This window comes from Pseudomonas sp. Emmai, from assembly GCF_055179735.1.
In genome coordinates this window covers 6,310,991-6,336,865 of sequence record NZ_CM143685.1, presented here as the reverse complement: position 1 = coordinate 6,336,865, position 25,875 = coordinate 6,310,991, and the positions used below count along the sequence as shown (strand labels likewise).

At 60.5% G+C, this 25,875-nt stretch carries 26 protein-coding genes; 20 read left to right on the top strand and 6 right to left on the bottom strand.

Annotated elements, in window-relative coordinates; translation table 11 throughout:
* The first annotated feature begins 84 nt into the window (after nucleotides 1-84).
* The 5 genes from rplU (at nucleotide 85) to ACY4LX_RS29095 (ending at nucleotide 3,856) form a co-directional block, all read left to right on the top strand.
* A complete protein-coding gene (rplU, locus tag ACY4LX_RS29115) occupies nucleotides 85-399 on the top strand; it encodes a 50S ribosomal protein L21 (protein ID WP_003176051.1) in 315 nt (104 codons plus the stop codon).
* Between the two features lie 34 nt (nucleotides 400-433).
* The gene (gene rpmA, locus ACY4LX_RS29110; protein WP_007901871.1) at nucleotides 434-709 is read left to right on the top strand and encodes a 50S ribosomal protein L27; all 276 of its coding nucleotides are present in this window, start codon (nucleotides 434-436) and stop codon (nucleotides 707-709) included.
* 194 nt (nucleotides 710-903) lie between these two features.
* Nucleotides 904-2,127: an Obg family GTPase CgtA gene (cgtA, locus tag ACY4LX_RS29105; protein WP_123514524.1), complete on the top strand. Its 1,224-nt coding sequence runs from the start codon at nucleotides 904-906 to the stop codon at nucleotides 2,125-2,127.
* Between the two features lie 137 nt (nucleotides 2,128-2,264).
* A complete protein-coding gene (gene proB / locus ACY4LX_RS29100) occupies nucleotides 2,265-3,383 on the top strand; it encodes a glutamate 5-kinase (protein ID WP_463260652.1) in 1,119 nt (372 codons plus the stop codon).
* An 11-nt stretch (nucleotides 3,384-3,394) separates the two neighbouring features.
* Complete coding sequence (locus ACY4LX_RS29095) at nucleotides 3,395-3,856, top strand: CreA family protein (RefSeq protein ID WP_149661022.1); 462 nt, start codon at nucleotides 3,395-3,397, stop codon at nucleotides 3,854-3,856.
* A 166-nt stretch (nucleotides 3,857-4,022) separates the two neighbouring features.
* On the opposite strand, the gene rpsT is transcribed toward ACY4LX_RS29095, so the two are convergent.
* Complete coding sequence (gene rpsT / locus ACY4LX_RS29090; protein WP_008154937.1) at nucleotides 4,023-4,301, bottom strand: 30S ribosomal protein S20; 279 nt, start codon at nucleotides 4,299-4,301, stop codon at nucleotides 4,023-4,025.
* Between the two features lie 252 nt (nucleotides 4,302-4,553).
* Between rpsT and murJ the strand changes: the two genes are divergently transcribed.
* The 6 genes from murJ (at nucleotide 4,554) to ispH (ending at nucleotide 12,136) form a co-directional block, all read left to right on the top strand.
* Complete coding sequence (gene murJ, locus ACY4LX_RS29085) at nucleotides 4,554-6,092, top strand: murein biosynthesis integral membrane protein MurJ (RefSeq protein ID WP_149661023.1); 1,539 nt, start codon at nucleotides 4,554-4,556, stop codon at nucleotides 6,090-6,092.
* Nucleotides 6,093-6,221: 129 nt separating this feature from the next.
* Nucleotides 6,222-7,172, top strand: coding sequence for a bifunctional riboflavin kinase/FAD synthetase (gene ribF / locus ACY4LX_RS29080; protein ID WP_149661024.1), 951 nt, complete (start codon nucleotides 6,222-6,224; stop codon nucleotides 7,170-7,172).
* Nucleotides 7,173-10,004, top strand: a complete 2,832-nt coding sequence (ileS, locus tag ACY4LX_RS29075) for an isoleucine--tRNA ligase (RefSeq protein ID WP_463258514.1) — start codon at nucleotides 7,173-7,175, stop codon at nucleotides 10,002-10,004.
* A complete protein-coding gene (gene lspA, locus ACY4LX_RS29070; RefSeq protein WP_149661026.1) occupies nucleotides 9,997-10,509 on the top strand; it encodes a signal peptidase II in 513 nt (170 codons plus the stop codon). Before ileS ends, lspA begins: the two co-directional genes overlap by 8 nt.
* A 7-nt stretch (nucleotides 10,510-10,516) precedes the next feature.
* On the top strand, nucleotides 10,517-10,954 hold the full coding sequence (fkpB, locus tag ACY4LX_RS29065) for an FKBP-type peptidyl-prolyl cis-trans isomerase (RefSeq protein ID WP_178129233.1): 438 nt from the start codon (nucleotides 10,517-10,519) through the stop codon (nucleotides 10,952-10,954).
* 234 nt (nucleotides 10,955-11,188) lie between these two features.
* The gene (ispH, locus tag ACY4LX_RS29060; RefSeq protein ID WP_149661028.1) at nucleotides 11,189-12,136 is read left to right on the top strand and encodes a 4-hydroxy-3-methylbut-2-enyl diphosphate reductase; all 948 of its coding nucleotides are present in this window, start codon (nucleotides 11,189-11,191) and stop codon (nucleotides 12,134-12,136) included.
* Here ispH and ACY4LX_RS29055 read toward each other — a convergent pair.
* The gene (locus tag ACY4LX_RS29055) at nucleotides 12,105-12,662 is read right to left on the bottom strand and encodes a GspH/FimT family pseudopilin (protein WP_463258513.1); all 558 of its coding nucleotides are present in this window, start codon (nucleotides 12,660-12,662) and stop codon (nucleotides 12,105-12,107) included. The two genes, ispH and ACY4LX_RS29055, sit on opposite strands and share 32 nt — an antisense overlap.
* Before the next feature lie 130 nt (nucleotides 12,663-12,792).
* Here ACY4LX_RS29055 and ACY4LX_RS29050 point away from each other — a divergent pair, with 130 nt between their 5' ends.
* From ACY4LX_RS29050 to thiO, 7 genes are read left to right on the top strand one after another with little or no spacing between them, the layout of a single operon-like run.
* Nucleotides 12,793-13,266, top strand: a complete 474-nt coding sequence (locus tag ACY4LX_RS29050; protein ID WP_463258512.1) for a GspH/FimT family pseudopilin — start codon at nucleotides 12,793-12,795, stop codon at nucleotides 13,264-13,266.
* On the top strand, nucleotides 13,263-13,712 hold the full coding sequence (gene pilV, locus ACY4LX_RS29045) for a type IV pilus modification protein PilV (RefSeq protein ID WP_463258511.1): 450 nt from the start codon (nucleotides 13,263-13,265) through the stop codon (nucleotides 13,710-13,712). Before ACY4LX_RS29050 ends, pilV begins: the two co-directional genes overlap by 4 nt.
* Nucleotides 13,709-14,422, top strand: a complete 714-nt coding sequence (locus ACY4LX_RS29040) for a PilW family protein (RefSeq protein WP_463258510.1) — start codon at nucleotides 13,709-13,711, stop codon at nucleotides 14,420-14,422. The genes pilV and ACY4LX_RS29040 overlap by 4 nt, the downstream gene beginning before the upstream one ends.
* Nucleotides 14,423-14,451: 29 nt before the next feature.
* Entirely contained in the window at nucleotides 14,452-14,916 is a 465-nt protein-coding gene (locus ACY4LX_RS29035; RefSeq protein ID WP_256672371.1) for a pilus assembly PilX family protein, read from the top strand.
* The gene (locus tag ACY4LX_RS29030; protein ID WP_463258509.1) at nucleotides 14,903-18,010 is read left to right on the top strand and encodes a pilus assembly protein; all 3,108 of its coding nucleotides are present in this window, start codon (nucleotides 14,903-14,905) and stop codon (nucleotides 18,008-18,010) included. The genes ACY4LX_RS29035 and ACY4LX_RS29030 overlap by 14 nt, the downstream gene beginning before the upstream one ends.
* A 15-nt stretch (nucleotides 18,011-18,025) precedes the next feature.
* The gene (locus tag ACY4LX_RS29025) at nucleotides 18,026-18,421 is read left to right on the top strand and encodes a type IV pilin protein (protein ID WP_463258508.1); all 396 of its coding nucleotides are present in this window, start codon (nucleotides 18,026-18,028) and stop codon (nucleotides 18,419-18,421) included.
* A 56-nt stretch (nucleotides 18,422-18,477) separates the two neighbouring features.
* On the top strand, nucleotides 18,478-19,578 hold the full coding sequence (gene thiO / locus ACY4LX_RS29020; protein ID WP_463258507.1) for a glycine oxidase ThiO: 1,101 nt from the start codon (nucleotides 18,478-18,480) through the stop codon (nucleotides 19,576-19,578).
* Between the two features lie 137 nt (nucleotides 19,579-19,715).
* Here the strand turns inward: thiO and ACY4LX_RS29015 are convergent, their stop codons facing one another.
* The 4 genes from ACY4LX_RS29015 to ACY4LX_RS29000 all read right to left on the bottom strand — a co-directional run bounded on the left by ACY4LX_RS29015 (nucleotide 19,716) and on the right by ACY4LX_RS29000 (nucleotide 24,019).
* Complete coding sequence (locus ACY4LX_RS29015; RefSeq protein WP_463258506.1) at nucleotides 19,716-21,056, bottom strand: sigma-54-dependent transcriptional regulator; 1,341 nt, start codon at nucleotides 21,054-21,056, stop codon at nucleotides 19,716-19,718.
* 2 nt (nucleotides 21,057-21,058) lie between these two features.
* Nucleotides 21,059-22,648, bottom strand: coding sequence for a sensor histidine kinase (locus ACY4LX_RS29010; RefSeq protein ID WP_463258505.1), 1,590 nt, complete (start codon nucleotides 22,646-22,648; stop codon nucleotides 21,059-21,061).
* Nucleotides 22,638-22,871, bottom strand: coding sequence for a PP0621 family protein (locus ACY4LX_RS29005; protein ID WP_463258504.1), 234 nt, complete (start codon nucleotides 22,869-22,871; stop codon nucleotides 22,638-22,640). Before ACY4LX_RS29005 ends, ACY4LX_RS29010 begins: the two co-directional genes overlap by 11 nt.
* A gap of 125 nt (nucleotides 22,872-22,996) precedes the next feature.
* On the bottom strand, nucleotides 22,997-24,019 hold the full coding sequence (locus ACY4LX_RS29000; RefSeq protein ID WP_149661039.1) for an outer membrane protein assembly factor BamD: 1,023 nt from the start codon (nucleotides 24,017-24,019) through the stop codon (nucleotides 22,997-22,999).
* A 151-nt stretch (nucleotides 24,020-24,170) separates the two neighbouring features.
* Here ACY4LX_RS29000 and rluD point away from each other — a divergent pair, with 151 nt between their 5' ends.
* Together rluD and pgeF are read left to right on the top strand one after the other, a co-directional pair.
* Complete coding sequence (gene rluD / locus ACY4LX_RS28995; RefSeq protein WP_007942311.1) at nucleotides 24,171-25,133, top strand: 23S rRNA pseudouridine(1911/1915/1917) synthase RluD; 963 nt, start codon at nucleotides 24,171-24,173, stop codon at nucleotides 25,131-25,133.
* Nucleotides 25,130-25,855, top strand: a complete 726-nt coding sequence (pgeF, locus tag ACY4LX_RS28990) for a peptidoglycan editing factor PgeF (protein ID WP_149661040.1) — start codon at nucleotides 25,130-25,132, stop codon at nucleotides 25,853-25,855. The genes rluD and pgeF overlap by 4 nt, the downstream gene beginning before the upstream one ends.
* Nucleotides 25,856-25,875: the final 20 nt, after the last annotated feature.

Sequence of the window (25,875 nt, the reverse complement as noted above, 5' to 3'; positions counted from 1 at the left end):
CAGGCCTTCCAGCCTTATGCAGCCATGCCAGCCAATACCTCTTCTTATAAAGAGCTGGGTGAGCAGGATTATCGGAGAAATACCATGTCGTACGCAGTAATTGTTACTGGTGGCAAGCAATACAAGGTCGCCCCAGGTGAATACCTGAAGATCGAAAAACTGGAAATCGCTACCGGCGAATCCGTTACTTTTGATCGCGTTCTGTTGGTCGCCAATGGCGATGACGTGAACATCGGCGCTCCAGTTGTTGCTGGCGCTACCGTTGTGGCTGAAGTGATCTCCCAAGGTCGTCACGATAAAGTCCGCATCATCAAGTTCCGTCGTCGTAAGCACCACATGAAGCGTATGGGCCACCGCCAGTGGTACACCGAGATCAAAATCACAGGTATTCAGGCTTAATTTCAGCCTAATTCCTCACTAGGAGAATTGACTCATGGCACACAAAAAAGCTGGTGGTAGTACCCGTAACGGTCGCGACTCAGAAGCCAAACGCCTTGGCGTGAAGATGTATGGCGGCCAGGTTATCATTCCGGGCAACATCATCGTGCGTCAGCGCGGCACCCAATTCCACGCTGGCTACGGCGTTGGTATGGGCAAAGATCACACTCTGTTCGCTAAAATCGACGGCGTGATCAAGTTCGAAGTAAAAGGCGCCTTCGGTCGTCGTTACGTAAGCATTGTTCCGAAGACTGACGTCGTCGCGGCATAATTACGTAGTTGCTGGAAAAGCCCTGTCTCGCGACGGGGCTTTTTCGTTTGTGGGGTGAGTCTCTTGCAAAGCTGTTTGTGATGGGCGAAAGCAGCTGGGTTTGAGGTTGTTGCTTGAGGTCGCTGCGCTCATTTTTGCAAGAGTCTTATGTCTTGGTTTTTTCGGCTCGTCCGTATGGCGAGAGGCGTTTTGTTATGAAGTTTGTTGATGAAGTATCGATTCGAGTAAAGGCCGGCGACGGCGGCAACGGTTGCATGAGCTTCCGTCGCGAAAAGTTTATTGAAAACGGCGGCCCGAACGGCGGTGATGGCGGTGATGGCGGCTCGGTCTACATGGTTGCCGACGAAAACCTCAACACCCTGGTGGATTACCGTTACACCCGGCACTTCGATGCCGAGCGCGGTTCCAACGGCGGCAGCACCGACTGCACCGGCAAGAAAGGTGAAGAGCTGGTGCTGCGCGTGCCGGTCGGCACCACGGTGATCGACTCCGCTACCCAGGAAATCATCGGCGACCTGACCAAGGCTGGTCAGCGTCTGCTGGTGGCCCATGGCGGCTGGCACGGTCTGGGCAACACCCGTTTCAAATCCAGTACCAACCGGGCTCCACGTCAGACCACTCCGGGCAAGCCGGGTGAGGCGCGTGATCTCAAGCTGGAGATGAAAGTATTGGCTGACGTCGGCCTGCTCGGTTTGCCGAACGCCGGCAAAAGCACGCTGATCCGCGCTGTTTCGGCCGCCAAGCCAAAAGTTGCCGACTACCCGTTCACTACCCTGGTGCCGAACCTGGGTGTGGTCAGTGTCGATCGCTGGAAAAGCTTCGTGGTCGCGGACATTCCGGGCCTGATCGAAGGCGCTTCCGACGGCGCCGGCCTGGGGATTCGCTTCCTCAAGCACTTGTCCCGTACCCGCCTGCTGCTTCATCTCGTGGACATGGCGCCACTGGATGACACCAGCGCCCCGGATGCGGCGGAAGTGATTGTCAGCGAGCTGACCAAGTTCAGTCCGTCCCTGGCCGAGCGCGATCGTTGGTTGGTACTGAACAAGTGCGACCAGATCCTTGAAGAAGAGCACGATGAGCGCGTCAAGGAAATCGTTGATCGCCTGGAATGGACCGGTCCGGTCTATGTGATCTCCGCGATCTCCAAGCTCGGCACCGAGCGTCTGTGCCACGACATCATGCGTTATCTGGAAGATCGTGCCGATCGCCTGGCAGCCGACCCGGCCTACAAGGAAGAGCTGGCCGAGCTCGATCAGCGCATCGAAGACGAAGCCCGTGCTCAGCTGCAGGCCCTGGATGACCAGCGTGCCCTGCGCCGTAGCGGCGTGAAGTCGGTCCATGACATCGGCGACGATGATTGGGATGAAGAAGATGTGGATGACGAAGACGGTCCGGAAATCATTTACGTGCGTGACTGATCCGTTGCGATAAACTTAAGCGCCGCTCAATCGAGCGGCGTTTTAGTATCTGGAAATCGATAGTTGGTCACGAATAACCACGAATAACGTTACGGGCAGTGCCAGGTCGCACTGCCCTCAAACTAAGGTTGAAGATGATGCGGAGCAAGGTGACAGGTGCGCAGCGTTGGGTCGTGAAGATCGGCAGCGCTTTGCTGACGGCGGACGGCAAGGGCCTGGATCGCGCGGCAATGGGTGTCTGGGTTGAACAGATGGTGGCCTTGCATGAGGCGGGCGTCGAGCTGGTGCTGGTGTCTTCCGGGGCCGTGGCGGCCGGTATGAGCCGTCTGGGCTGGACCTTACGACCCAGTGCAATGCATGAGTTGCAGGCGGCTGCCGCCATTGGTCAGATGGGCCTGGTGCAGGCCTGGGAATCGAGCTTTGCCGAGCATGGCCGGCATACCGCGCAGATTCTCCTGACCCACGACGACCTGTCCGACCGCAAGCGCTACCTGAACGCCCGCAGCACCTTGCGCGCGCTGGTCGAGCTCAAGGTCATCCCGGTGATCAACGAAAACGACACCGTGGTCACCGATGAAATCCGTTTCGGCGACAACGACACGTTGGCGGCGCTGGTGGCCAACCTGGTCGAGGCTGATTTGCTGGTGATCCTGACCGATCGCGACGGCATGTTCGATGCTGATCCGCGCAACAACCCCGACGCCAACCTGATTTACGAAGCCCGTGCCGATGATCCGGCGCTGGACGCGGTGGCCGGTGGCACCGGTGGTGCGCTGGGTCGTGGCGGGATGCAGACCAAGTTGCGCGCGGCGCGGCTGGCAGCGCGTTCCGGGGCGCACACCATCATCGTCGGTGGGCGTCTGGAGCGTGTGCTTGATCGCCTCAAAGCGGGCGAGCGCATCGGCACGTTATTGTCGCCTGAGCGCGGCCTGTTGGCGGCGCGCAAGCAATGGCTGGCCGGGCACCTGCAAACCCGTGGCACCCTGGTGCTGGATGCGGGCGCTGTCACGGCATTGTCCAAGGGCAATAAAAGTTTGCTGCCGGTCGGCGTCAAATTGGTTCAGGGCAGCTTCCGTCGTGGCGAAATGGTGGTGTGCGTGGCGCCGGACGGTCGGGAAATCGCCCGGGGTCTGGCCAATTACAGCGCTCTGGAAGCACAAAAAATCATCGGGCAGTCGTCTGAGGCGATTGTCGGTCTGTTGGGTTATATGGCGGAACCGGAACTGGTTCACCGCGATAACCTGATCCTGGTCTGAAGGAAAACTGAATGCGCGTTGCAAAGGGATTATTGGGCTTGTTGCTGGCGATGCCGTTGCTGGCTTCGGCAGAAGAGATCGGTCAGGTGTCGACAGTGTTCAAATTTGTCGGCCCGAATGACCGGATTGTGGTGGAGGCGTTTGACGATCCGAAAGTCGAAGGCGTGACTTGCTACCTGTCGCGGGCCAAGACCGGCGGCGTGAAGGGTGGTTTGGGTCTGGCTGAAGATCGTGCCGAGGCATCCCTGGCGTGTCGTCAGGTGGGGCCGATCAACTTCAAGGGCGAGCTGAAGGATGGCGATGAGGTGTTCAAGGAGCGCACTTCGCTGGTGTTCAAGACCATGCAGGTGGTGCGTTTCCTGGACAAGAAGCGCAATACGCTGGTGTATCTGGTCTACAGCGACCGCTTGATTGAAGGCAGTCCGCAGAATGCGGTGACGGCGATTCCGATTCTGCCGTGGCCTCATCAGTGATCTGAAAATCGCCTTCGCTCCTACGGGATATGCGACACAACCCTGTAGGAGCGAGGCTTGCCCGCGAAAGCGTCAGGTCGGCCGCCGCAATACTCACTGAAATAAAAGCCAAATCGCAGGCAATAAAAAACCGACCCTGAGGTCGGTTTTTTAACAAGCTTGTAGCTTAAGCGGCAACAGCAAGGTTCAGAGCCTTGACGTGACCGTTCAGGCGGCTCTTATGACGAGCAGCCTTGTTCTTGTGGATGATGCCTTTATCGGCCATACGGTCGATAACTGGCACGGCCAGAACGTAAGCAGCTTGAGCTTTTTCAGCGTCTTTTGCGTCGATGGCTTTAACTACATTCTTGATGTAGGTACGAACCATGGAACGCAGGCTGGCGTTGTGGCTGCGACGCTTCTCAGCCTGTTTTGCACGTTTTTTGGCGGAAGGTGTGTTGGCCACCGTCGAGCTCCTCGAAAGACTTTTTAGGAAATAGCAAACAAAATAGGCCGCGAATCATGCCGATGAGTTGATGTCTTGTCAAGGGCGGTTGAGACGTTCCGCTAAGTGGTAGGTATAAAGAGGCGGGATATTTATTTCCGGCGCTTGACCTGTAAACTCGCGAGCTTTGGCTCTGTGCTGCTGCGGCGCGGAGTATCGCATAAGTAGGCGCTTTGTTCGCCTGCTGTTTATCGACAGGCACAAACTCTTTCAATGAATCTGCTCAAATCGTTGGCCGCCGTCAGCTCTATCACGATGCTTTCCCGGATTCTGGGGTTCGTTCGTGACACGCTTATCGCACGTACATTTGGTGCGGGGATGGCGACCGACGCCTTCTTTATCGCCTTTAAACTGCCCAATCTGCTGCGGCGGATCTTCGCCGAGGGCGCCTTTTCCCAGGCCTTCGTGCCGATTCTTGCCGAATATAAAAGCCAGAAGGGCGAGGAGGCGACGCGAACGTTCATTGCCTACGTCTCGGGCCTGCTGACCCTGGTGCTGGCCTTGGTCACGGCGCTGGGGATGATCGCCGCGCCCTGGGTGATCTGGGCCACAGCGCCGGGTTTTACCGATACCCCGGAGAAATTCGAGCTGACGTCCAGCCTGTTGCGGGTGACGTTCCCTTATATATTGCTGATCTCCCTGTCTTCATTGGCCGGGGCGATCCTCAATACCTATAACCGATTCTCGGTGCCGGCCTTTGTGCCGACGCTGCTGAACGTCAGCATGATTATTTTTGCGCTGTTCCTGACGCCGTACTTCAATCCGCCGGTGATGGCGCTTGGCTGGGCCGTTCTGGCCGGTGGCCTGGCGCAATTGCTGTATCAGCTGCCACACCTGAAAAAGATCGGCATGCTGGTGCTGCCGCGCCTGAACCTGCGCGATACGGGCGTCTGGCGGGTGATGAAGCAGATGTTGCCGGCGATCCTCGGTGTTTCGGTGAGTCAGATTTCCCTGATCATCAACACGATCTTTGCCTCGTACCTGGTGGCCGGCTCCGTGTCCTGGATGTATTACGCCGATCGCCTGATGGAATTGCCGTCCGGCGTGCTGGGCGTGGCGCTGGGCACGATTTTGCTGCCGACCCTGGCCAAGACCTACGCCGGCAAGGATCGCCAGGAATACTCACGCATCCTCGATTGGGGCCTGCGCCTGTGCTTCGTGCTGGTGCTGCCGTGCTCGCTTGCGTTGGGGATTCTGGCCGAGCCTCTGACGGTTTCGCTGTTCCAGTACGGCGCATTCAGCGCGCTTGACGCCTCTATGACCCAGCGGGCATTGATCGCTTATTCGGTCGGTTTGCTCGGGATTATCGTGATCAAAGTGCTGGCGCCGGGCTTTTATGCGCAACAAAACATCCGCACGCCGGTAAAAATCGCGATCTTCACCCTGATCGTCACGCAATTGTTCAACCTGGTGCTGATCGGCCCGCTGGCCCATGCCGGTCTGGCCCTGGCCATCAGCATCGGCGCCTGCATCAATGCCGGGCTGTTGTTCTATCAACTGCGCAAACAGCAGATGTACCAGCCGCAACCGGGCTGGGGGAAGTTCGGGCTCAAGCTTGTCGTTGCGGTGTTGGTGATGTCGGCGGTGTTGCTCGCCGGGATGCATTTCATGCCGGCCTGGGATCAGGGGCACATGCTTGAGCGTTTCCTGCGCCTGGGCGCCTTGGTGGTGGCTGGCGTGGTGGCGTATTTCGGCATGCTGCTGCTGATGGGCTTCCGTTTGCGCGACTTCAATCGCAAGGCGTTGAGCTGAGGCGCAAGCCTGAATAAACACGGGCGGGCCGGCAGTTTTGTCGGCTCGATCACTTTGGGTTACGGTGTTGCCTGTCGTCGGCCGCCGGGTGTGGTTATAATCGACCACTTTATGAGCAAGAAGCGCGTTATGCAGCTGGTTCGAGGCCTCCACAATCTGCGCCCCCAGCATCGGGGCTGTGTCGCCACTATTGGCAACTTTGACGGTGTTCACCGTGGTCACCAGGCAATCCTGGTCAGGCTGCGTGAGCGTGCGCTCGAGTTGGGCGTGCCCAGCTGCGTGGTGATTTTCGAGCCACAGCCGCGGGAGTTTTTTGCGCCCGACACGGCGCCGGCTCGTCTGGCCCGGCTGCGGGACAAACTGCAGCTGCTGGCCGACGAAGGCGTCGACCGGGTCCTGTGCCTGGCGTTCAACCATCGTCTGAGCAAACTCAGCGCCGCGGAATTCGTCGATACGATTCTGGTGGATGGCCTGGGCGTGCAGCATCTGGAGGTCGGTGACGATTTCCGTTTCGGTTGCGACCGTGTCGGGGATTTCGATTTCCTGCAACAGGCCGGCGTCCTCCAGGGTTTTACCGTCGAAGCGGCGCAAACCGTCGAGCTGGACGGTATTCGCGTCAGCAGCACCCAAGTGCGGAATGCCTTGGCCGCTGCCGACTTTGCCTTGGCCGAGCGCCTGCTGGGGCGGCCGTTCCAGATAACCGGGCGGGTGCTGCATGGCCAGAAGCTGGCGCGCCAGCTCGGAACACCGACCGCCAACATCCAGCTCAAGCGTCGTCGCGTGCCGTTGTCCGGGGTGTACCTGGTCAATGTCGACATCGACGGCAAGACCTGGCCCGGCGTTGCCAATATCGGCGTACGGCCCACGGTCCAGGGGGATGGCAAGGCCCACCTCGAAGTACATCTTTTAGATTTTGCCGGCGATCTGTATGACCGGCGTTTGACGGTGGTTTTCCACCACAAGCTGCGTGAAGAGCAGCGTTTCGCCTCTCTGGAGGCGCTTAAGACGGCGATCAATGCGGATGTCGCCGCCGCCCGTGCCCTGTCGCACCTAGCGCCAATCGCTAATGAAGAGCCTTAAATGACCGACTATAAAGCCACGCTAAACCTTCCGGACACCGCCTTCCCAATGAAGGCCGGCCTGCCACAGCGCGAACCGCAGATTCTGCAGCGCTGGGACAGTATTGGCCTGTACGGTAAGTTGCGCGAGATTGGCAAGGATCGTCCGAAGTTCGTTCTGCACGACGGCCCTCCGTACGCCAACGGCACGATCCACATCGGTCACGCACTGAACAAGATTCTCAAGGACATGATCATCCGCTCGAAGACCCTGTCGGGTTTCGATGCGCCTTATGTTCCGGGCTGGGACTGCCACGGCCTGCCGATCGAGCACAAAGTCGAAGTGACCCACGGTAAGAACCTGGGCGCGGATAAAACCCGCGAACTGTGCCGTGCCTACGCCACCGAGCAGATCGAAGGCCAGAAATCCGAATTCATCCGTCTGGGCGTGTTGGGCGATTTCGCCAACCCGTACAAGACCATGGACTTCAAGAACGAGGCCGGTGAAATCCGTGCCTTGGCCGAAATCGTCAAGGGCGGTTTCGTGTTCAAGGGTCTCAAGCCTGTGAACTGGTGCTTCGACTGCGGCTCGGCCCTGGCTGAAGCGGAAGTCGAATACGAGAACAAAGACTCCTCGACCATCGACGTGGCGTTCCCGATCGCCGACGAAGCCAAGCTGGCTGCCGCTTTCGGTCTGTCGTCCCTGGCCAAACCGGCGTCGATCGTGATCTGGACCACCACCCCGTGGACCATCCCGGCCAACCAGGCGCTGAACGTCCACCCGGAATTCAACTACGCCCTGGTCGATGTCGGCGACAAACTGCTGGTGCTGGCTGAAGAGCTGGTCGAGTCATGCCTGGCCCGCTACAACCTGGAAGGTTCGGTCATTGCGACCACCACCGGTAAAGCGCTGGAGCTGATCAACTTCCGTCACCCGTTCTACGATCGCCTGTCGCCGGTTTACCTGGCCGAGTACGTCGAACTGGGCGCTGGCACTGGCGTGGTTCACTCCGCCCCGGCCTATGGCGTGGACGACTTCGTGACCTGCAAAGCTTATGGCATGGTCAACGATGACATCCTCAATCCAGTGCAAAGCAACGGTGTGTATGTGCCGTCGCTGGAATTCTTTGGCGGCCAGTTCATCTGGAAGGCCAACCCGGTCATCGTCGACAAACTGACCGAAGTCGGTGCGCTGCTGCACACCGCCATCATCAGCCACAGCTACATGCACTGCTGGCGCCACAAGTCCGCGCTGATCTACCGCGCCACCGCGCAGTGGTTCATCGGCATGGACAAAGAGCCGACGTCGGGTGAAACCCTGCGCAAGCGCGCGATCAAAGCCATCGAAGAAACCAAGTTCGTCCCGGCCTGGGGCCAGGCGCGCCTGCATTCGATGATCGCCAACCGTCCGGACTGGTGCATCTCCCGCCAGCGCAACTGGGGCGTGCCGATCCCGTTTTTCCTGAACAAGGAAAGCGGCGAGTTGCACCCGCGCACCGCCGAGCTGATGGAAGAAGTCGCCAAACGCGTCGAAGTCGAAGGCATCGAAGCCTGGTTCAAGATGGACGCGGCCGAGCTGCTCGGTGACGAAGCGCCGCTGTACGACAAGATCAGCGACACCCTCGACGTCTGGTTCGATTCGGGCACCACGCATTGGCACGTCCTGCGCGGCTCGCACCCGATGGGCCACGAGACCGGCCCGCGTGCCGACCTGTATCTGGAAGGCTCGGACCAACACCGTGGCTGGTTCCACTCGTCGTTGCTGACCGGTTGCGCCATCGACAACCACGCGCCGTACCGCGAACTGCTGACCCACGGTTTCACCGTGGACGAGTCCGGTCGCAAGATGTCCAAGTCCCTGGGCAACGTGATCGCGCCGCAAAAGGTCAATGACACACTCGGCGCCGACATCATGCGTCTGTGGGTCGCTTCCACCGATTACTCGGGCGAGATGGCGGTTTCCGACCAGATCCTGCAGCGCAGTGCGGACGCCTATCGGCGGATCCGTAACACCGCGCGCTTCCTGCTCTCGAACCTGACCGGTTTCAACCCGGCCACCGACATCCTGCCGGCCGAAGAAATGCTCGCCCTGGACCGTTGGGCCGTGGACCGCACCCTGCTGCTGCAACGCGAGTTGCAAGAGCACTACGGCGAATACCGCTTCTGGAACGTCTACTCCAAGATCCACAACTTCTGCGTGCAGGAGCTGGGCGGTTTCTACCTCGACATCATCAAGGACCGCCAGTACACCACTGGCGCCAACAGCAAGGCCCGTCGTTCGGCGCAAACCGCGCTGTATCACATCAGTGAAGCGCTGGTGCGCTGGATCGCGCCGATCCTCGCCTTCACCGCTGACGAACTGTGGGAATACCTGCCGGGCGAGCGCAACGAATCGGTGATGCTCAACACCTGGTACGAAGGCCTGACCGAACTGCCGGACAACGTCGAGCTGGGCCGCGCCTACTGGGAGCGGATCATGGCGGTGAAGGTCGCGGTCAACAAGGAAATGGAAATCCAGCGCGCGGCCAAGGCCGTCGGTGGCAACCTGCAAGCCGAAGTGACGCTGTTCGCCGAAGAGGCGCTGAGCGCCGACCTGGCCAAGCTGAGCAACGAACTGCGCTTTGTCCTGATCACTTCGACCGCCAGCGTTGCGCCATTCGTACAGGCTCCGGCCGATGCCGTAGTCACCGAAGTCAGCGGCCTGAAGCTGAAGATCGTCAAGTCGGCCTTCGCCAAGTGCGCCCGTTGCTGGCACTGCCGTGAAGACGTCGGCGTGAACCCGGAGCATCCGGAAATCTGCGGTCGTTGCGTCGACAACATCAGCGGCGCGGGCGAGGTTCGTCACTATGCCTAACGCGGCGGGCCGTTTCGGACGGCTGAGCTGGCTTTGGTTGAGCGTGCTGGTCCTGGTCATTGACCAGGCCAGCAAGTTCTACTTCGAAGGCAAGCTCGAGATGTACCAGCAAATCGTGGTGATCCCCGATTTGTTCAGTTGGACCCTGGCCTACAACACCGGCGCGGCGTTCAGCTTCCTGGCCGACAGCTCCGGCTGGCAGCGCTGGTTGTTTGCGTTGATCGCGGTAGTGGTCAGTGCGGTGCTGGTGGTCTGGCTTAAACGCCTGGGCCGCAACGAAACCTGGCTGGCCATCGCTTTGGCGCTGGTGCTGGGCGGGGCGCTGGGCAATCTGTATGACCGCATCGCCCTGGGCCATGTGATCGATTTCATTCTTGTGCATTGGCAGAACCGCTGGTATTTCCCGGCGTTCAACTTTGCCGACAGCGCCATCAGCGTCGGTGCGGTAATGCTTGCGCTGGATATGTTCAAAAGCAAGAAAACCGGAGAAACCGTTCATGACTGAACAGGTATTGGCTGAGCAACGCATCCGCCAGAACACGGAAGTCACCTTGCACTTTGCATTGCGCCTGGAGAACGGCGACACGGTCGACAGCACCTTCGATAAAGCCCCGGCGACCTTCAAGGTCGGTGACGGCAACCTGTTGCCAGGTTTCGAAGCGGCACTGTTCGGCTTCAAGGCAGGCGACAAACGTACTCTGGCCATTGCGCCGGAAAACGCGTTTGGCCAGCCCAACCCGCAAAACGTGCAGGTCATCCCGCGTTCGCAGTTCAAGGACATGGACCTGTCCCCGGGTTTACTGGTGATCTTCAACGATGCGGCCAATACTGAATTGCCCGGTATCGTGAAAGAATTCGATGACGACCAGGTCACCATCGACTTCAATCACCCGCTGGCGGGCAAGACATTGACCTTTGACGTCGAGATCATCGACGTCAAATCGCTGTAACTGACCCAACACGGTCAACTGTAGGAGCGGGCTTGTGTGGCGAGGGGGCTTGCCCCCGTTGGGGTGCGAAGCGCCCCTAAAACCAGCCGCCGCAATCTTGAATGAGCTTGCGATGACTGATTTACGATTGCTGCGCAATCGAACGGGGGCAAGCCCCCTCGCCACAACAAGCCGGTTGCCACAGTGGTTTTTCATTGTTTCGCTATTTCTTGCGCGCAAGACACGAGGCACAGCATGCAAATCAAACTCGCCAACCCCCGTGGCTTCTGCGCCGGCGTGGACCGGGCGATCGAAATCGTCAACCGCGCCCTGGAAGTCTTCGGGCCGCCGATCTACGTGCGCCACGAAGTGGTCCACAACAAATTCGTCGTCGAAGACCTGCGTTCCCGCGGGGCGATCTTCGTCGAGGAACTGGATCAGGTGCCGGACGACGTCATCGTGATCTTCAGTGCCCACGGCGTTTCCCAGGCTGTGCGTACCGAAGCGGCCGGCCGTGGCTTGAAAGTGTTCGACGCCACCTGCCCGCTGGTGACCAAAGTGCACATCGAAGTCGCGCGCTACAGCCGTGACGGTCGTGAATGCATCCTCATCGGCCACGCCGGTCACCCGGAAGTCGAAGGCACCATGGGCCAGTACGATGGCAGCAATGGCGGCGCGATCTACCTGGTCGAAGACGAAAAAGACGTCGCCACGCTGCAAGTGCACAACCCCGACAAACTGGCGTTCGTGACCCAGACGACCCTGTCCATGGACGACACCAGCCGCGTGATCGACGCCCTGCGTGCGCGCTTCCCGGCCATCGGTGGCCCGCGCAAGGACGACATTTGCTACGCCACGCAAAACCGTCAGGACGCGGTCAAGCAACTGGCCGACGAATGCGACGTGGTGCTGGTGGTCGGCAGCCCGAACAGCTCCAACTCCAATCGCCTGCGTGAACTGGCCGAACGCATGGCTACGCCGGCGTACCTGATCGACGGTGCCGAAGACCTGCAAAAGAGCTGGTTCGATGGCGTCGAGCGTATCGGCATCACCGCTGGCGCCTCCGCACCGGAAGTACTGGTGCGTGGCGTGATCCAGCAGTTGCAGGCCTGGGGCGCTACCGGTGCCGATGAACTGTCCGGTCGCGAGGAGAACATCACCTTCTCCATGCCTAAAGAGTTGCGCGTGCGTTCTTTGCTTTAAGCCTTTTCTCCTGCGCACACAGCGCCTGCTCAGTCTTTTTGCTGTCCAGGCGCACGCGGCCCGTCGCGGCCAGCACCACCCGCAGGTGACTGACCGGCTCCCGGGCCGCGCACAGGTGCAATGTCCCTGCTTGAAAGGCCCGGCCGGGCATCAACGGTTGGCCTAGATGGCTGAAGCGTACAAAGCGCTGGACATGCCAATTGCCGACAATCGGCACTTGAGCGCCACTCCCGTGCTCCATCAGCAGAGGATTGCTGCTGTCTTCAGGCCCCTTGCCACTGATATCCAGAATAATCCGCCAACCCTGGCTCCAATCGCCATTGATGCCATGGATCACCACGTTCTGGTTGTGCGTGAGGGCCGCCGTCCTGGCGTTGCGAATGCCACTGATCAGTGACTGAGCGGCCACCTCTCGATCATTGGATTCCACCAGCGCTCCGAACGCCGGACTGACCAACAGCAGAACAATCCCGGCAATTGCCAGTCCCATAAGCAGTTCGATCAGGCTGAAGCCTCGTTGATGCATGCATTTCCCTCCGTGGAGCGGTGCGGTTCGCGCCATCCGTGCGCGAGTAATGGCAAAACAACCGTACATCTGCCGGTCGAATGTTCTAGCGTGTAGAAGCAGGTATAGCCGACGGCAACGGAGGGCACCGATGGATCATCGTACAAAAGGTTTCACGCTGGTCGAGGTGCTGGTCACCCTCGCGGTTTTTCTGATCCTGATCACGATGGCGGTGCCGATGTTTACCCGTTCGATACAGGGCACCCGGGCTGATACCGACATTGGCGACTTGCAGCGCGCGCTCAATTACGCACGGCTGGAGGCCATCGACCGTGGCGTGACCACGCGACTGCGGCCGACGGCGGGTGGCAGCGTCTGGACCGGCGAACTGGCGGTCTACGACAGTACTGGCACTCCGGCCAATATATTACGGGTTGTTCCAGCGATGAGCGGCGGCGCCACTCTGGCGCTAACCTCAGGAGTGACCGCCATCGACTTCAACAATCTGGGCGGTTTGTCGGCACCGTCCACGGCGGTGGTGATCACTTATGGGTTGGGGGCGCAAAGCAGGACGCTGAACGTGTGCTTGAACGGACGGATTCTATTGGGTGGAAGTTGCGGATGAGGGAACGGAGCAAGGGAGCACAGGAGGGCATGACGCTGATCGAGGTATTGGTCGCGTTGTTGATTCTGACCGTGGGGCTGTTGGGGGCGGCGGCGATTCAGCTCAATGCGCTCAAGTACACCGACAGCGCGCGAATGACCACTCAGGCGAGCTTTATCGCCTATGACATGATGGATCGCATCCGTGCCAACTCCGGCGCCGATTACACCGTCACGCCTCCGACCTCGGGCAACCTGAGCGTCGCCCGGGATCAGGACCTCTTCGATTTCACCACCAATATCGCCAATTTTGGCGGGGCGACTGCCACCGGCAGCGTGGCGCTGAACCAGCGGGTGTACACCATCACTATTACCTGGGATGACTCGCGAGCCGCCAATGTCGCCAACACGCGTCGTGTTTTTGTCCTGACCAGTCGTGCTGTAGCCGATCCAGTGGCGACACCATGAGGCCGTCCAGCCGAGGTTTCGGCCTGATCGAATTGTTGATCGCCCTGGCGCTGAGCCTGATCGTGGTGCTGGGCGTGGCGCAGGTGTTCATCTCGGCCAAGAATACCTACGTCAGCCAGAATATCTCCGCCGGGATGCAGGAAGACGCGCGGTTCGTGTTGAGCAAGATGATTCAGGAAATCCGCATGGTCGGGATGTTTGGCTGCCTGGGGACGGTGACGGATGCCAGTACCGCAGGTGACTTCAACGCCAGTCAGCTGGCGCCGATCAGTTGGGATAACGCCAATCTCAAGCTGACGCTGATCACGGCTGACGTCGGGAGCGGTGGCGGTACGCCAACCTGGACCGTGCTCACTGACTGTAAAACCAGCGCCACGGCGTACACGGACTTGCGAACCCCGGCTACCGGGCAGATGGCGTTCCCGATACGTCGATTGATTTACAGCTTCACAGCCAATCAGCTGTTGATGGGCTCTGGGCACGGCACGCCGACCCAAGCCGTTTTGATCAATAACGTCAGTGCATTCAGTTTGTTGTTCGGCGTCGCCACGAGCACCACGGATGTGGCCGCCTCCAGTTACACCGCCAACCCGACCAATCCCGCGCTGATCCGCAGTGTGCGCCTGACCCTGACGTTATTCGATCCGAACAATCGCGTGCACAACCAGACCTTCACCGCCGTTGCCGCTTTGCGCAACCGGCTGCAGTAAGTGAGCGCAGGATGAGAGCCCCGACAAACATGCAAACACGCCAACAAGGCATGGCCTTGCTGGTCAGCCTGGTATTTCTGTTGCTGCTGACGGTGATCGGCATTTCGTCGATGCAGAACGCGACCCTCCAGGAAAAAATGGCCGGTAGCGTGACCCTGCGCAATCAGTCCTTCCAACTGGCTGAGGCGGCCTTGCGTATGGGTGAAAGCGCGGTGCAACTGGCGACCTACACCCTGGCGGTGTGCGGCACCACGGCGCAATGCGCGCCGCCGGCGGAATCCTCGACCGTGACCGGTGCCGGGCTCAATTCCACGTCCGGGGTCACCTGGATTGCCGCGGGCGGCGGTTTTTATGGGGTACAGAACATCGGCACCACCACGGGCGCCGTCAACATTCCAAGCAACTCCTCGGCGACGCTGTATCGGGTCACCGCCGTCGGCATCGTCGGTAATAACATTCGCAGTGTGGTGGAGAGCATCTATGCCAAGTATTGATGCTCGCGGTGGCTGGCGCCGAGGGTGGGCGCAGGTGCTTTTCGGCGCGTTGCTGAGCCTCTATCTGACGGCGCCGGCCTACGCTTTCACGCCCTCGGACTCACCGTTGTTGAGCGCGGCGGCGGTACCACCGAACGTCATGTTGTTGATCGACGATTCGGGGAGCATGAACACCATCATCTTCGCGGCGGGGTTCGATCCGACCGTCAATCGCACGCCGGCCCGGCAATGTAATGCGTTTATCGGCCTGTGCCTGAGCTCCTCGGACATCGTCGGCAACTCGATCTTCCTCTCCAGCCTGCCGACCTCCGGCTGTTCCGGGGGGGGCTACGCGTTCTACAACAACAGCCTGACCCCGCAATGCATCAAGCTTCCGGATCCTGTCGGCAATGAAAATACCCGCTACACCGACGACTACCTCTCGTACCTGGTGGGACTGGCAAACGGCAGTAACCGGGATTTCACTAACGGCTCGATTCCCAACGATTACCGCATCAACGTGGCGCGCAACGTCTCCAGGGCCTTGGTGACGAGTAACCGCGGCTTGCGGATTGGCTTGGCCACGTTCAACCCGCCCACCAGCACCAACTCCGGAAACGGTGGTTACATCGCCCGTGCCGTCAGTGACCTGGCGGTCGTCACCGGCAGCGTCACCCAGGCCCAGGCGGACACCAACTACAACGCCCTGATCAGCGCGATCAACGGCCTCGGCGCCGTGGCCAACACGCCGCTGGCCGAAACCTATTACGAAATCACCCGCTACTTTCGCGGCATGGCGCCGTTCTACAACTCGACGCCGGCGACCTACACCAGCCCGATCCAGTACCGCTGCCAGAAGAACTACGGCGTGGTCGTCACCGACGGTTTGCCGACCTACGACCGCACGTTCCCCACCACCGATCCACTGGGTGGTACTCGCTTGCCCAACTGGGACGGAATCAACAACGACGGCAATAACATCGCAGGCGATGATGAGGGCGATACCCTGTACCTGGACGACATCGCCAAGTTCGCCTTCGATATCGACATGCGTTCGACCGGCACCGACCTGGCCGGCAAAAGCTGGACGGCGGCGGATTTTCCCAAGCAGTACATGAACACGTACACCGTGGGTTTCACCGCGGCCAACCCGATGCTGTCGGATGCCGCCGCTTACGGCCAGGGCCTGTATTACCAGGCTAACGATGCCGCCGGCCTGAACACGGCGTTGTCTTCCGCCCTGAGCAACATCACCTCCAAGGCCGGATCGGGCGGTAGCGGTGTCACCAGCGGCACTACGGTGGCCAGTGGTTCGAGTTACTTCCAGACCAGCTACGATCCAAAGGACTGGCGCGGGACTATCAAGTCCTACGGCTTCACGGCCAACGGTTCGGTCAACACCGCCTCGGTGTTATGGACCACCGACACCGCCATCGTGCCCGGTGCCACGGCGCCGACCTACCAGTCCTGGAACACCCTGACCAACGCCGCGATAACCCTGGCCTACAGCAACTTTTCCCCGGCCCAGCAAACTACACTCAGCCAGAGCCTGCCGACCGGGATTGTCGGCAATGACCTGGTGGAGTGGAGCAAGGGCACCAACAAGACTGGCTTGAAAGTACGCTCGGTTTTACTCGGCGACATCATCAACTCGCCGCTGGCGCTGGCTTCTCCCACGGATCAGACCGCGTCGGACCTGGTGGGCGATTCCACCTACACCACCTACCTGGCGACCAAAGCCGCCAACATGAGCCCCAGTCTGGTGGTCAACGCCAATGATGGCTTCCTCAATGTCATCAACGCCGCCAACGGTGCCCGGCGGTATGCCTACATGCCGTCCAGCGTGCTGCCGTCGTTGCGCTACATCGCCGATCCCACCTACATCAACGGCGTGAGCCACAAGTTTCTGGTGGACGGTCAGGTCGGGGTGTTCGATGCGCAATTGAGTAGCACCTGGAAAACCCTGGCCCTGGGCGGGGTAGGGGCGGGCGGCAAGACGTTCTACGCGGTGCAGTTGTTCGATGCGTCGGCGGGCAACGTCTTCAAGGCATTGTGGGAAATCAGCGCACCGGCCACGGCGAACACGGCGAACGCTTTCAATGACCTGGGTTATGCCTATGCGCGCCCGGAAGTGGCACGCTTGGCCGATGGGCGCTGGGCGGCCTTCATCTCCAATGGCTACGGGAGCAATTCGGGGGTGGCGGCATTGTATGTGGTGGATGTGCGCGACGGCTCGCTGATCAGGAAAATCGTTATCGACAGCACGGAAACCACCAATGGTCTGTCTTCGGTGAAGCTCAGGGTCAACTCGCAGAACGTAGTGCAGGCCGCGTATGGCGGCGACCTGAAAGGACGTCTGTGGAAGTTCGACCTGAGCGGCGCCACGACGGACACCTGGGGCGTCGCCTTTTCCGGCAAGCCGTTGTTCACGGCGCCGGGTGGTGCCACGCAGCCGATTACCGCGCAACCGTTGCTGGCCGACAACTCTCTGGGTGGCAAGCAAGTGTTTTTCGGCACCGGGAAGTTCAATGAGGCCATCGACAAGACCAACAAGGATCTTCAGGCGTTTTATTCGGTATGGGACGCCGATGGCGGATCGGGTCAGTTGACCGTGTCGAGCCTGCAGGCCCAGGCCGTGACCGGTGTTACCAGCGGCAGCACTGGCGGGCAATTCATTACCACCAGCCAGAATGACACGACCTACCCGGCAGAGAAGGGTTGGTATCTGCCATTGGTGTACAACAACGTGCTGACCGGTGAGCGGGTGATCAATCAGGCCAGCCTGGTGGCCGGTCGGGTCGTGTTCACCACGGCCAGCGTCGACACCACCGACCCTTGCGCCAGTTTCGGCACCGGCAAGCTGGTCGAGCTGGATGCATTCAGCGGTAAGATGCTCAACTACGCGGTGCTCGACACCAATGGCGACGGGCTGGTCGACAGCACTGACTCGATTTCCAGCGGGGTGATTTTCACCGGCGGTATTCCGACGCTGAACGCGATCGTCAACAATGCGTCCCGCAAAATTGTGAACGACTCCAGTGGTGGCATTACCTCCCTGGTGGAAAAACCCGGCGGTGGCGGCAGCCGTCGCATCATGTGGCGACAAATACAGTAAGTGAGAGTTGAGGCAATGCGCAGATCCAACCGAGGTTTTACCCTGATCGAAATCATGATCGTGATTGCGATCATCGGAATCATTATCACCATTGGCTACCCGAGCTTCACCGAGTACATGAAAAAGGGCCGGCGCGCCGAGATGACCGGGCTGCTGTCCGAACAGGCGCAAATTCTTGAGCGGTTCTATTCCAAGAGCAATGTCTATACCGGCGCCACCGGCCTGAGCGCCGGCAACGACTTTTACACTATCACCCCGACCCTTACCGATCAGGCCTTTACGCTGACGGCGGTGCGCAAGTCGGGTACGAGCATGGCGACCGACAAGTGTGGGGATTTCACGATCACCAACACCGGCGTCAGAAGCATGCTCAACGCCACGGCCACCACCAAGGATTGCTGGGGCCGCTGAGTTTCCTTTTCGGGCGCCTTTTGCGTCCCCTGTCTATTGAACGGTTGGATCAGAACATGAGCAGGCAACAGCAAGTGGTGATTGTCGGCGGCGGGGTGATTGGCCTGCTGACCGCGTTCAATCTCGCGTCCGAAGTGCAGAGCGTTGTGCTGCTGGATCGCTCGAACGTCGGCCAGGAATCGTCCTGGGCCGGCGGCGGCATTGTTTCGCCGCTGTACCCGTGGCGCTATAGCCCGGCGGTCACCGCGCTGGCTCACTGGTCCCAGGACTTTTATCCACAGCTGGGTGAGCGGCTGTTTGCCGCCACCGGCGTCGACCCCGAAGTGCACACCACCGGCCTGTACTGGCTCGACCTCGATGATGAAGCCGAGGCGTTGGCGTGGGCCAAGCGCGAGAACCGGCCGCTGCGGGCTGTGGATATCTCGGCGGCCCATGACGCAGTGCCGGTTCTGGGCGGCGGTTTCTCCCGGGCCATCTACATGGCCGATGTCGCCAACGTGCGCAACCCGCGGCTGGTGAAATCCCTGAAGGCAGCCCTGTTGGCGCTGCCGAACGTGACGATCCATGAACAGTGCGAAGTCAGCGGGTTTATCCGTGACGGCGACGCGGTGGTCGGGGTACAGACGTCCTCGGGCGCTATTCATGGCGACCAGGTGGTGCTGACGGCGGGCGCCTGGAGCGGTGATCTGCTCAAGAGTCTCGGTTTGGAACTGCCGGTCGAGCCAGTCAAAGGCCAGATGATTCTCTACAAGTGCGCGGCTGACTTTTTGCCGAGCATGGTCTTGGCCAAGGGCCGTTATGCGATTCCGCGCCGCGACGGGCATATCCTGATCGGCAGCACGCTGGAGCACGAGGGATTCGACAAGACCCCGACCGAGTCGGCGCTGGAAAGCCTGAAGGCCTCGGCCGTGGAGTTGATCCCGGCGTTGGCGGAGGCCGAGGTGGTGGGGCATTGGGCCGGGCTGCGGCCGGGTTCGCCGGAAGGTATTCCGTATATTGGCCGGGTGCCGGGGTTTGCCGGGCTGTGGCTCAACTGCGGGCATTACCGCAACGGATTGGTGCTGGCGCCAGCGTCGTGCCAGTTGTTTGCGGATGTGATGCTGGGCAGGGCGCCGATCATTGATCCGGCGCCGTATGCGCCGGTAGGGCGGATTTAAGGCGAAGAGCAAAATACCGCGGACGCCACAAACCTGGTAGGAGCGAGGCTTGCCCGCGAAGGCGTCATCACAGGATCGCAGCCATCGGGGGAAACCTGTGCTCCTGGAGCTGGCGAAGGCTGCGATCTTTTAAGCGGTCAATCCAATCCCAGCTTCTTGAGCCGATAGCGCATCGACCGAAACGACAGATTCAACCGCTGTGCCGCCGCCGTGCGGTTCCAGCGGGTTTCCTCCAGCGCCTGGAGGATGAGTTTGCGTTCGACGTTTTCCAGATAGTCCTCCAGATTGTCGATCCGCGTCAGGTCCGGCACGCCGGCCTCGGCGGCGCAGTTACCTTCGGCCAGGCGCAGGTCGGCGGCTTCGATCTGTTTGTTCTCGCACAAGGTGTGGGCGCGTTCGAGCATGTTCTCCAACTCCCGCACATTGCCCGGGAAGCGGTAGCTTTTCAGCGCTTCGACGGCTTGCGGGTGCAGCTTGGCGGCGGGTTGGCCGGTGCCGGCCGCCAGGCGCTTGAGCACGTGGCTGGCCAGGGTCTCGATATCGTCCCGGCGTTCGCGCAAGGGCGGGACCCGCAGCTCGATCACGTTCAGGCGATAGTACAAATCCTGGCGAAAACGTTCGGCACTGACTTCGGCGTCGAGGTCTTTATGGGTGGCGCAGAGGATGCGCACATCGACCACGGTTTCCTGTTGCCCGCCGACGCTGCGCACCGCTTTTTCCTGAATCGCCCGCAGCAGCTTGACCTGCATGGCCAGTGGCAGATCAGCCACTTCGTCGAGAAACAGGGTGCCGCCATGGGCCGCCTGGAACAGTCCGGGCTTGTCTTCGATGGCACCGCTGAAACTGCCCTTGCGATGGCCGAAGAATTCACTTTCCATCAGTTCCGACGGTATCGCCCCGCAATTGACCGGGACGAAAGGTCGGCTGGCGCGTGGGCCTTGTTCATGGATCAGGCGGGCGACCAGTTCCTTGCCGCTGCCGGATTCGCCGCTGATGTACACCGGGGCCTGGCTGCGGGCCAGTTTATCGATCTGTTTACGCAGGCTGCGCATCGGCAGTGAATCGCCGAGCAAGCGGCGATCAATCGCGGTGCTGGCGCCACCCGGTGCGGGCAGGCGCAGGGCGCTGGTGACCAGCTCTCGCAGTCGGGTGAGGTCCACCGGTTTAGTCAGGAAGTCGAAGGCGCCGGCCTTGAGGGCGTTGATCGCCGTTTCCAGGCTGCCGTAGGCCGTGATCATCGCCACCGGCACTTGGGGGTAACGTTGCTGGATGTGTTGCACCAGCTCCAGGCCAGTGCCATCGGGCAGGCGCATGTCGGTCAGGCACAGATCGAACGTCTCCCGGCCCAGCAGGGCCTGGGCTTCGCCGAGGTTACGGGCACTGAAGGTGTCGAGTTTCATCCGTCCCAGGGTGATTTCCAGGAGTTCGCGGATATCCGGCTCGTCGTCGACGATCAGGACTTTCTGCTGTGGGCTCATGTTCAACGTTGTTTCCGTCCGTGTGCAAAGGTGATGCGAAAGCAGCCGCCGCCTTGGCGTGGTTTGAAGTCTAGGCGGGCCTGGTTGCTTTCGCACAGCTCACGGGACAGATAGAGCCCAAGGCCGGTGCCTTGGGTGCTGGTGGTAAAGAACGGTTCGAACAGGTGCACTTGCTGGTCCGGCGCCACACCGGGACCGTTGTCCAGCACTTCGAGCACCGGTAACTGGCTGTCGGCGTCGATAAACAGCTCAAGCCAGACCTCGGCCCTGTCATGGGTCAAGGCGCTGTGCCGCCAGGCGTTGCGCAACAGGTTGTCGAGAATTTGCGTCAATTGGTTCGGGTCCATCAGCGTTGTGAAGTGGCCCAGGCCGATGCGCAGGTGAATGTGCTGGCGTTCGCTCGCGGCTTCACGGGTCTCTTCGACGAACTGCATTAGCCAAGGCTTCAGGTCGAGCCGTTGCGGTGCGGTTTGCTGGCGGCGGGACAGTTGCAGGACGTTTTCGATAACCCGATTCATTCGCTGAGAGTGGTCTTGAATAATCTGGGTCAGACGTCGATCCGCGCCGTTCAGTTCCTCGGATTCCTGCAGCAACTGCGCGGCGTGACTAACGGCGCCCAACGGATTGCGGATTTCGTGGGCGATACCGGCGGTCAGGCGACCGAGGGCGGCGAGCTTCAGTTGTTGGGCTTGTTGGGCAATCTGGGCGAGGTCTTCGAGAAAGATCAGGGTCTGATGGTGCGGGCTTTGGTCCAGGGCAATAAAACTCGGCTGCAACTCCAGGCCGGAATGGGCGACTTTCAGGCTCTGGGGGCGCAAGGTCGGGTTGTTCAGCCACAGTTGCAGGCGTTCGACCAGGGTTGGCGAGTAATCATCGATCAGTTCCCCATCCAGACGTTCCTGCCCCAGCAAGGACAGGGCGCTGTGGTTGGCCAGTTGCACGCGGCGCTGGTCGTCGAGCACAAGGATGCCGGTGCGCATGCGTTGCAGGATCAATGCGTTGAGGGCCTCAAGGCCGACCACTTCGCTGGCCCGCTGTTCGGCGAGGTGTTCGCTGACTTCCAGGCGCCGGATCAAGCCTTGTACCAGCAACGCGGCGGCAAAGCACAGCGCGCCAAGGGTGCCGGCTTGCAGATAGTCGCTGGGGCTGGTGGGGTGGCTGAAGCTCAGCAGGAAGCTTGAGCCGACGATACCAAGGGCCGCGACCGCCGCAATCAACAGGCCGATACGCCCGCGCAGCAAGGTGTTGCCGATCGCCACCGACACGATCAGCAAATTGCCGATGGCGCTGGCTACACCGCCGGCGGCGTAGAACAGGCCGCATAACAGCAAGACGTCGACCAGGGTCAAACTGAACAGCTGCGCCGGGCGCCGGGTGTTCTCCAGGAACACCACCAGCAGGATGTTCAGCACCAGATACAACCAGCTGCCACTGCGCAGCAGATCGTTATTGGCGAGCGTCAGCAACTGGTTGTCCATGTTGCTGGAGATCAGCAGCACCAAGGTGATGCCGACACTTAAACGGTATAGATGGTAGAGGCGCAGCAGTCGCTGGGCCTGTTTGCTGCCGGGGCCGGAAGCCTCAGCGATCACTGGAGCCCGGGCCTTGCTCGAGGTGAGCCTGGCTGCAATACCACTGTTGTTGAAGGCTCAACGCGCGATCGCGGGGCAGGTGCACGCCGCAATGGGCGCAGCGCACCATCGGTGCTGCTTCCAGTTCGGCACTGGGCCGGGCGGCCGCCGCCTGACGCTTGTTTTTACGCCAGAACCATATCGCCGCGACAATCAGGGCGATCCAGAACAATTTACCGATCATGGCGGGCTGCTTTATGAATGATGAGCCGGCAGTTTAGCCAAGGACATGACGGGCGCACAGCGTAATAAATCGCCGCCATGAAAAAGGGAGACCCGAGGGTCTCCCTTTTTGCACAGCCTTGGGTGTCAGTCGAACACACCAAAGGTCATGTAGCTGAACCACGAACGGTCGCTGTTGTTGCCTTCCGCTTCGTGTTGCTCTTCCTCGATCACGTCGCCGTTTTCATCTTTAGGCTTGAGATCGTTCGGAATCGAATCTTTCGCGTCCTGGAACTGCTTCTGCACGTCCTGGTTGGCGCGGGTTTCGCCCGGCGGCAGCGGTGGACGGGATTCGATCAGGCCCAGGGTGGCCTTGCTCAGCCACGAACGGTTGTCCGCTTCGTCGACCGATGGCTTGAACTGACCGTCCACCAGGCTTGGGTGGTTCGGGTAGTTGAGCTTCAGGGTTTCGAGGCTGGTGTTGGCCAGTTCGTCCAGGTGCAGACGCTGATAGGACTCGACCATCACCGCCAGGCCGTCACCGACCGAAGGGGTTTCCTGGAAGTTTTCCACCACATAACGACCACGGTTCGCGGCGGCAACGTAGGCCTGACGGGTCAGGTAGTAGTCGGCAACGTGAATCTCGTAGGAAGCCAGCAGGTTGCGCAGGTAAATCATGCGCTGCTTGGCATCCGGCGAGTAGCGGCTGTTCGGGTAGCGGCTGGTCAGCTGGGCGAACTCGTTGTACGAGTCGCGGGCAGCGCCCGGGTCACGCTTGGTCATGTCCAGCGGCAGGAAGCGCGCCAGCAGGCCGACGTCCTGGTCGAAGGAGGTCAGACCCTTGAGGTAATACGCGTAATCCACGTTCGGATGCTGTGGGTGCAAACGAATGAAACGCTCGGCGGCAGACTTGGCAGCCTCAGGCTCGGCGTTCTTGTAGTTGGCGTAGATAAGCTCGAGTTGAGCCTGATCAGCGTAGCGCCCGAACGGATAACGCGACTCCAGGGCCTTCAGCTTGGCTGTGGCGCTGGTGTAGCTGTTGTTGTCCAGGTCGGTCTGAGCCTGCTGGTACAGCTCGACTTCGCTAAGGTTTTCGTCTACGACTTCCTTCGATGAGCAAGCAGCGGTCAATGCGAGGATGGCGATCAGCAGCAGGTGTTTCACTTGCATGGCGGCTTGCGTCCCTATGACGGCCGCTGTCTTGGGCGGGGCCGTCCTGTTATGATGAGCGCCCCGTTGAATAGCCTCGGGGCAAAAGACGCCGTATTTAACCACAAGCGCGCAGCCGAAACCAAAGGCTGTGCCGACGCCTAGTCTGAGCATGTCCGATAAAATTGAACTTCGCGCAGAGGTGCCGTCCGAATTGGGCGGCCAACGCCTCGATCAAGTCGCCGCACAATTATTCGCTGAGCACTCGCGCTCGCGCCTTTCCGCCTGGATCAAAGACGGCCGCCTGACTGTGGATGGGGCGGTTATCCGCCCGCGAGACATCGTTCATGGTGGTGCCATTCTTGAACTCACTGCCGAGCAGGAAGCTCAGGGCGAATGGATCGCTCAGGACATCGAGCTGGACATCGTCTATGAAGACGACGACATCCTGGTGATCAACAAACCTGCGGGTCTGGTGGTGCATCCGGCTGCCGGTCACGCTGATGGCACCCTGCTCAACGCCTTGCTGCATCACGTGCCGGACATCATCAATGTGCCCCGCGCCGGTATCGTGCATCGTCTGGACAAGGACACCACCGGTCTGATGGTGGTGGCCAAGACCATTCAAGCGCAGACGCAACTGGTTACACAGTTGCAGAGCCGCAGCGTCAGCCGGATCTACGAGTGCATCGTGATTGGCGTAGTGACTGCCGGTGGCAAGATCAATGCGCCGATCGGTCGTCACGGCCAGCAGCGCCAGCGCATGGCGGTGATGGAAGGTGGCAAGCAGGCCGTCTCCCACTACCGCGTGCTCGAGCGTTTCCGCTCCCACACTCACGTGCGGGTGAAGCTGGAAACCGGTCGTACGCACCAGATTCGCGTGCACATGGCCCACATCAACTACCCGTTGGTCGGAGACCCTGCCTACGGCGGTCGCTTCCGCATCCCGCCGGCAGCCAGTGTGACCATGGTCGAATCGTTGAAGGCGTTCCCGCGTCAGGCCCTGCATGCGCGGTTCCTGGAGCTGGATCATCCGACCACCGGTAAACGCATGAGCTGGGAATCGCCGCTGCCGGACGATTTCGTCTGGTTGCTGACCCTGCTCAAGCAAGACCGTGAGGCGTTCATCGGATGAGTGACTGGCTGATTCCCGACTGGCCTGCGCCTGCCGGGGTGAAAGCCTGTGTGACCACCCGTGCGGGCGGCGTCAGTCTGACGCCGTTCGACAGCCTCAACCTCGGCGATCACGTCGACGACAGCCCTGAAGCCGTCGCCGAAAATCGCCGGCGCCTTACCGATCATTTCTCTATTCAACCGGCCTGGCTGCAACAGGTTCACGGCATTGTCGTGGCCGATGCAGACCCAAGTCAGGTGGCCACTGCCGACGCCAGTTGGACGCAAACACCCGGTGTCGCCTGCGCGGCGATGACGGCCGACTGCCTGCCTGCATTGTTTTGCGACCGTGCCGGCACGCGCGTTGCCGCGGCCCATGCCGGTTGGCGCGGGTTGGCGGCGGGCGTGCTGGAAGCGACCCTCGATAGCCTGGCCGTACCGCCCGCCGACGTGCTGGTCTGGCTCGGCCCGGCAATTGGCCCGCAGGCCTTCGAAGTCGGCCCGGAAGTCCGGGAAGTCTTCATCCGGCAATTGCCGGAAGCCACTAAAGCCTTCGTGCCGAGCCAGAACGCCGGCAAGTTCATGGCCGACATCTATGAGCTGGCGCGTTTGCGTCTGGCCGCTCGCGGTGTCACCGCTGTTTATGGTGGTGGTTTCTGCACCGTGACCGATCCGCGCTTCTTTTCTTACCGCCGCAGTCCGCGCACTGGTCGGTTTGCCTCCCTGGTCTGGCTCGAAGACTAAGCTTCCCTGATCTACATCAA

Coding starts and splice junctions, on each gene's coding strand:
- rplU (WP_003176051.1), top strand. CDS start 85: ATGTCGTACGCAGTAATTGTTACTGGTGGCAAGCAATACAAGGTCGCC.
- rpmA (WP_007901871.1), top strand. CDS start 434: ATGGCACACAAAAAAGCTGGTGGTAGTACCCGTAACGGTCGCGACTCA.
- cgtA (WP_123514524.1), top strand. CDS start 904: ATGAAGTTTGTTGATGAAGTATCGATTCGAGTAAAGGCCGGCGACGGC.
- proB (WP_463260652.1), top strand. CDS start 2,265: ATGCGGAGCAAGGTGACAGGTGCGCAGCGTTGGGTCGTGAAGATCGGC.
- ACY4LX_RS29095 (WP_149661022.1), top strand. CDS start 3,395: ATGCGCGTTGCAAAGGGATTATTGGGCTTGTTGCTGGCGATGCCGTTG.
- murJ (WP_149661023.1), top strand. CDS start 4,554: ATGAATCTGCTCAAATCGTTGGCCGCCGTCAGCTCTATCACGATGCTT.
- ribF (WP_149661024.1), top strand. CDS start 6,222: ATGCAGCTGGTTCGAGGCCTCCACAATCTGCGCCCCCAGCATCGGGGC.
- ileS (WP_463258514.1), top strand. CDS start 7,173: ATGACCGACTATAAAGCCACGCTAAACCTTCCGGACACCGCCTTCCCA.
- lspA (WP_149661026.1), top strand. CDS start 9,997: ATGCCTAACGCGGCGGGCCGTTTCGGACGGCTGAGCTGGCTTTGGTTG.
- ispH (WP_149661028.1), top strand. CDS start 11,189: ATGCAAATCAAACTCGCCAACCCCCGTGGCTTCTGCGCCGGCGTGGAC.
- ACY4LX_RS29055 (WP_463258513.1), bottom strand. CDS start 12,662: ATGCATCAACGAGGCTTCAGCCTGATCGAACTGCTTATGGGACTGGCA.
- ACY4LX_RS29050 (WP_463258512.1), top strand. CDS start 12,793: ATGGATCATCGTACAAAAGGTTTCACGCTGGTCGAGGTGCTGGTCACC.
- pilV (WP_463258511.1), top strand. CDS start 13,263: ATGAGGGAACGGAGCAAGGGAGCACAGGAGGGCATGACGCTGATCGAG.
- ACY4LX_RS29040 (WP_463258510.1), top strand. CDS start 13,709: ATGAGGCCGTCCAGCCGAGGTTTCGGCCTGATCGAATTGTTGATCGCC.
- ACY4LX_RS29035 (WP_256672371.1), top strand. CDS start 14,452: ATGCAAACACGCCAACAAGGCATGGCCTTGCTGGTCAGCCTGGTATTT.
- ACY4LX_RS29030 (WP_463258509.1), top strand. CDS start 14,903: ATGCCAAGTATTGATGCTCGCGGTGGCTGGCGCCGAGGGTGGGCGCAG.
- ACY4LX_RS29025 (WP_463258508.1), top strand. CDS start 18,026: ATGCGCAGATCCAACCGAGGTTTTACCCTGATCGAAATCATGATCGTG.
- thiO (WP_463258507.1), top strand. CDS start 18,478: ATGAGCAGGCAACAGCAAGTGGTGATTGTCGGCGGCGGGGTGATTGGC.
- ACY4LX_RS29015 (WP_463258506.1), bottom strand. CDS start 21,056: ATGAGCCCACAGCAGAAAGTCCTGATCGTCGACGACGAGCCGGATATC.
- ACY4LX_RS29005 (WP_463258504.1), bottom strand. CDS start 22,871: ATGATCGGTAAATTGTTCTGGATCGCCCTGATTGTCGCGGCGATATGG.
- ACY4LX_RS29000 (WP_149661039.1), bottom strand. CDS start 24,019: ATGCAAGTGAAACACCTGCTGCTGATCGCCATCCTCGCATTGACCGCT.
- rluD (WP_007942311.1), top strand. CDS start 24,171: ATGTCCGATAAAATTGAACTTCGCGCAGAGGTGCCGTCCGAATTGGGC.
- pgeF (WP_149661040.1), top strand. CDS start 25,130: ATGAGTGACTGGCTGATTCCCGACTGGCCTGCGCCTGCCGGGGTGAAA.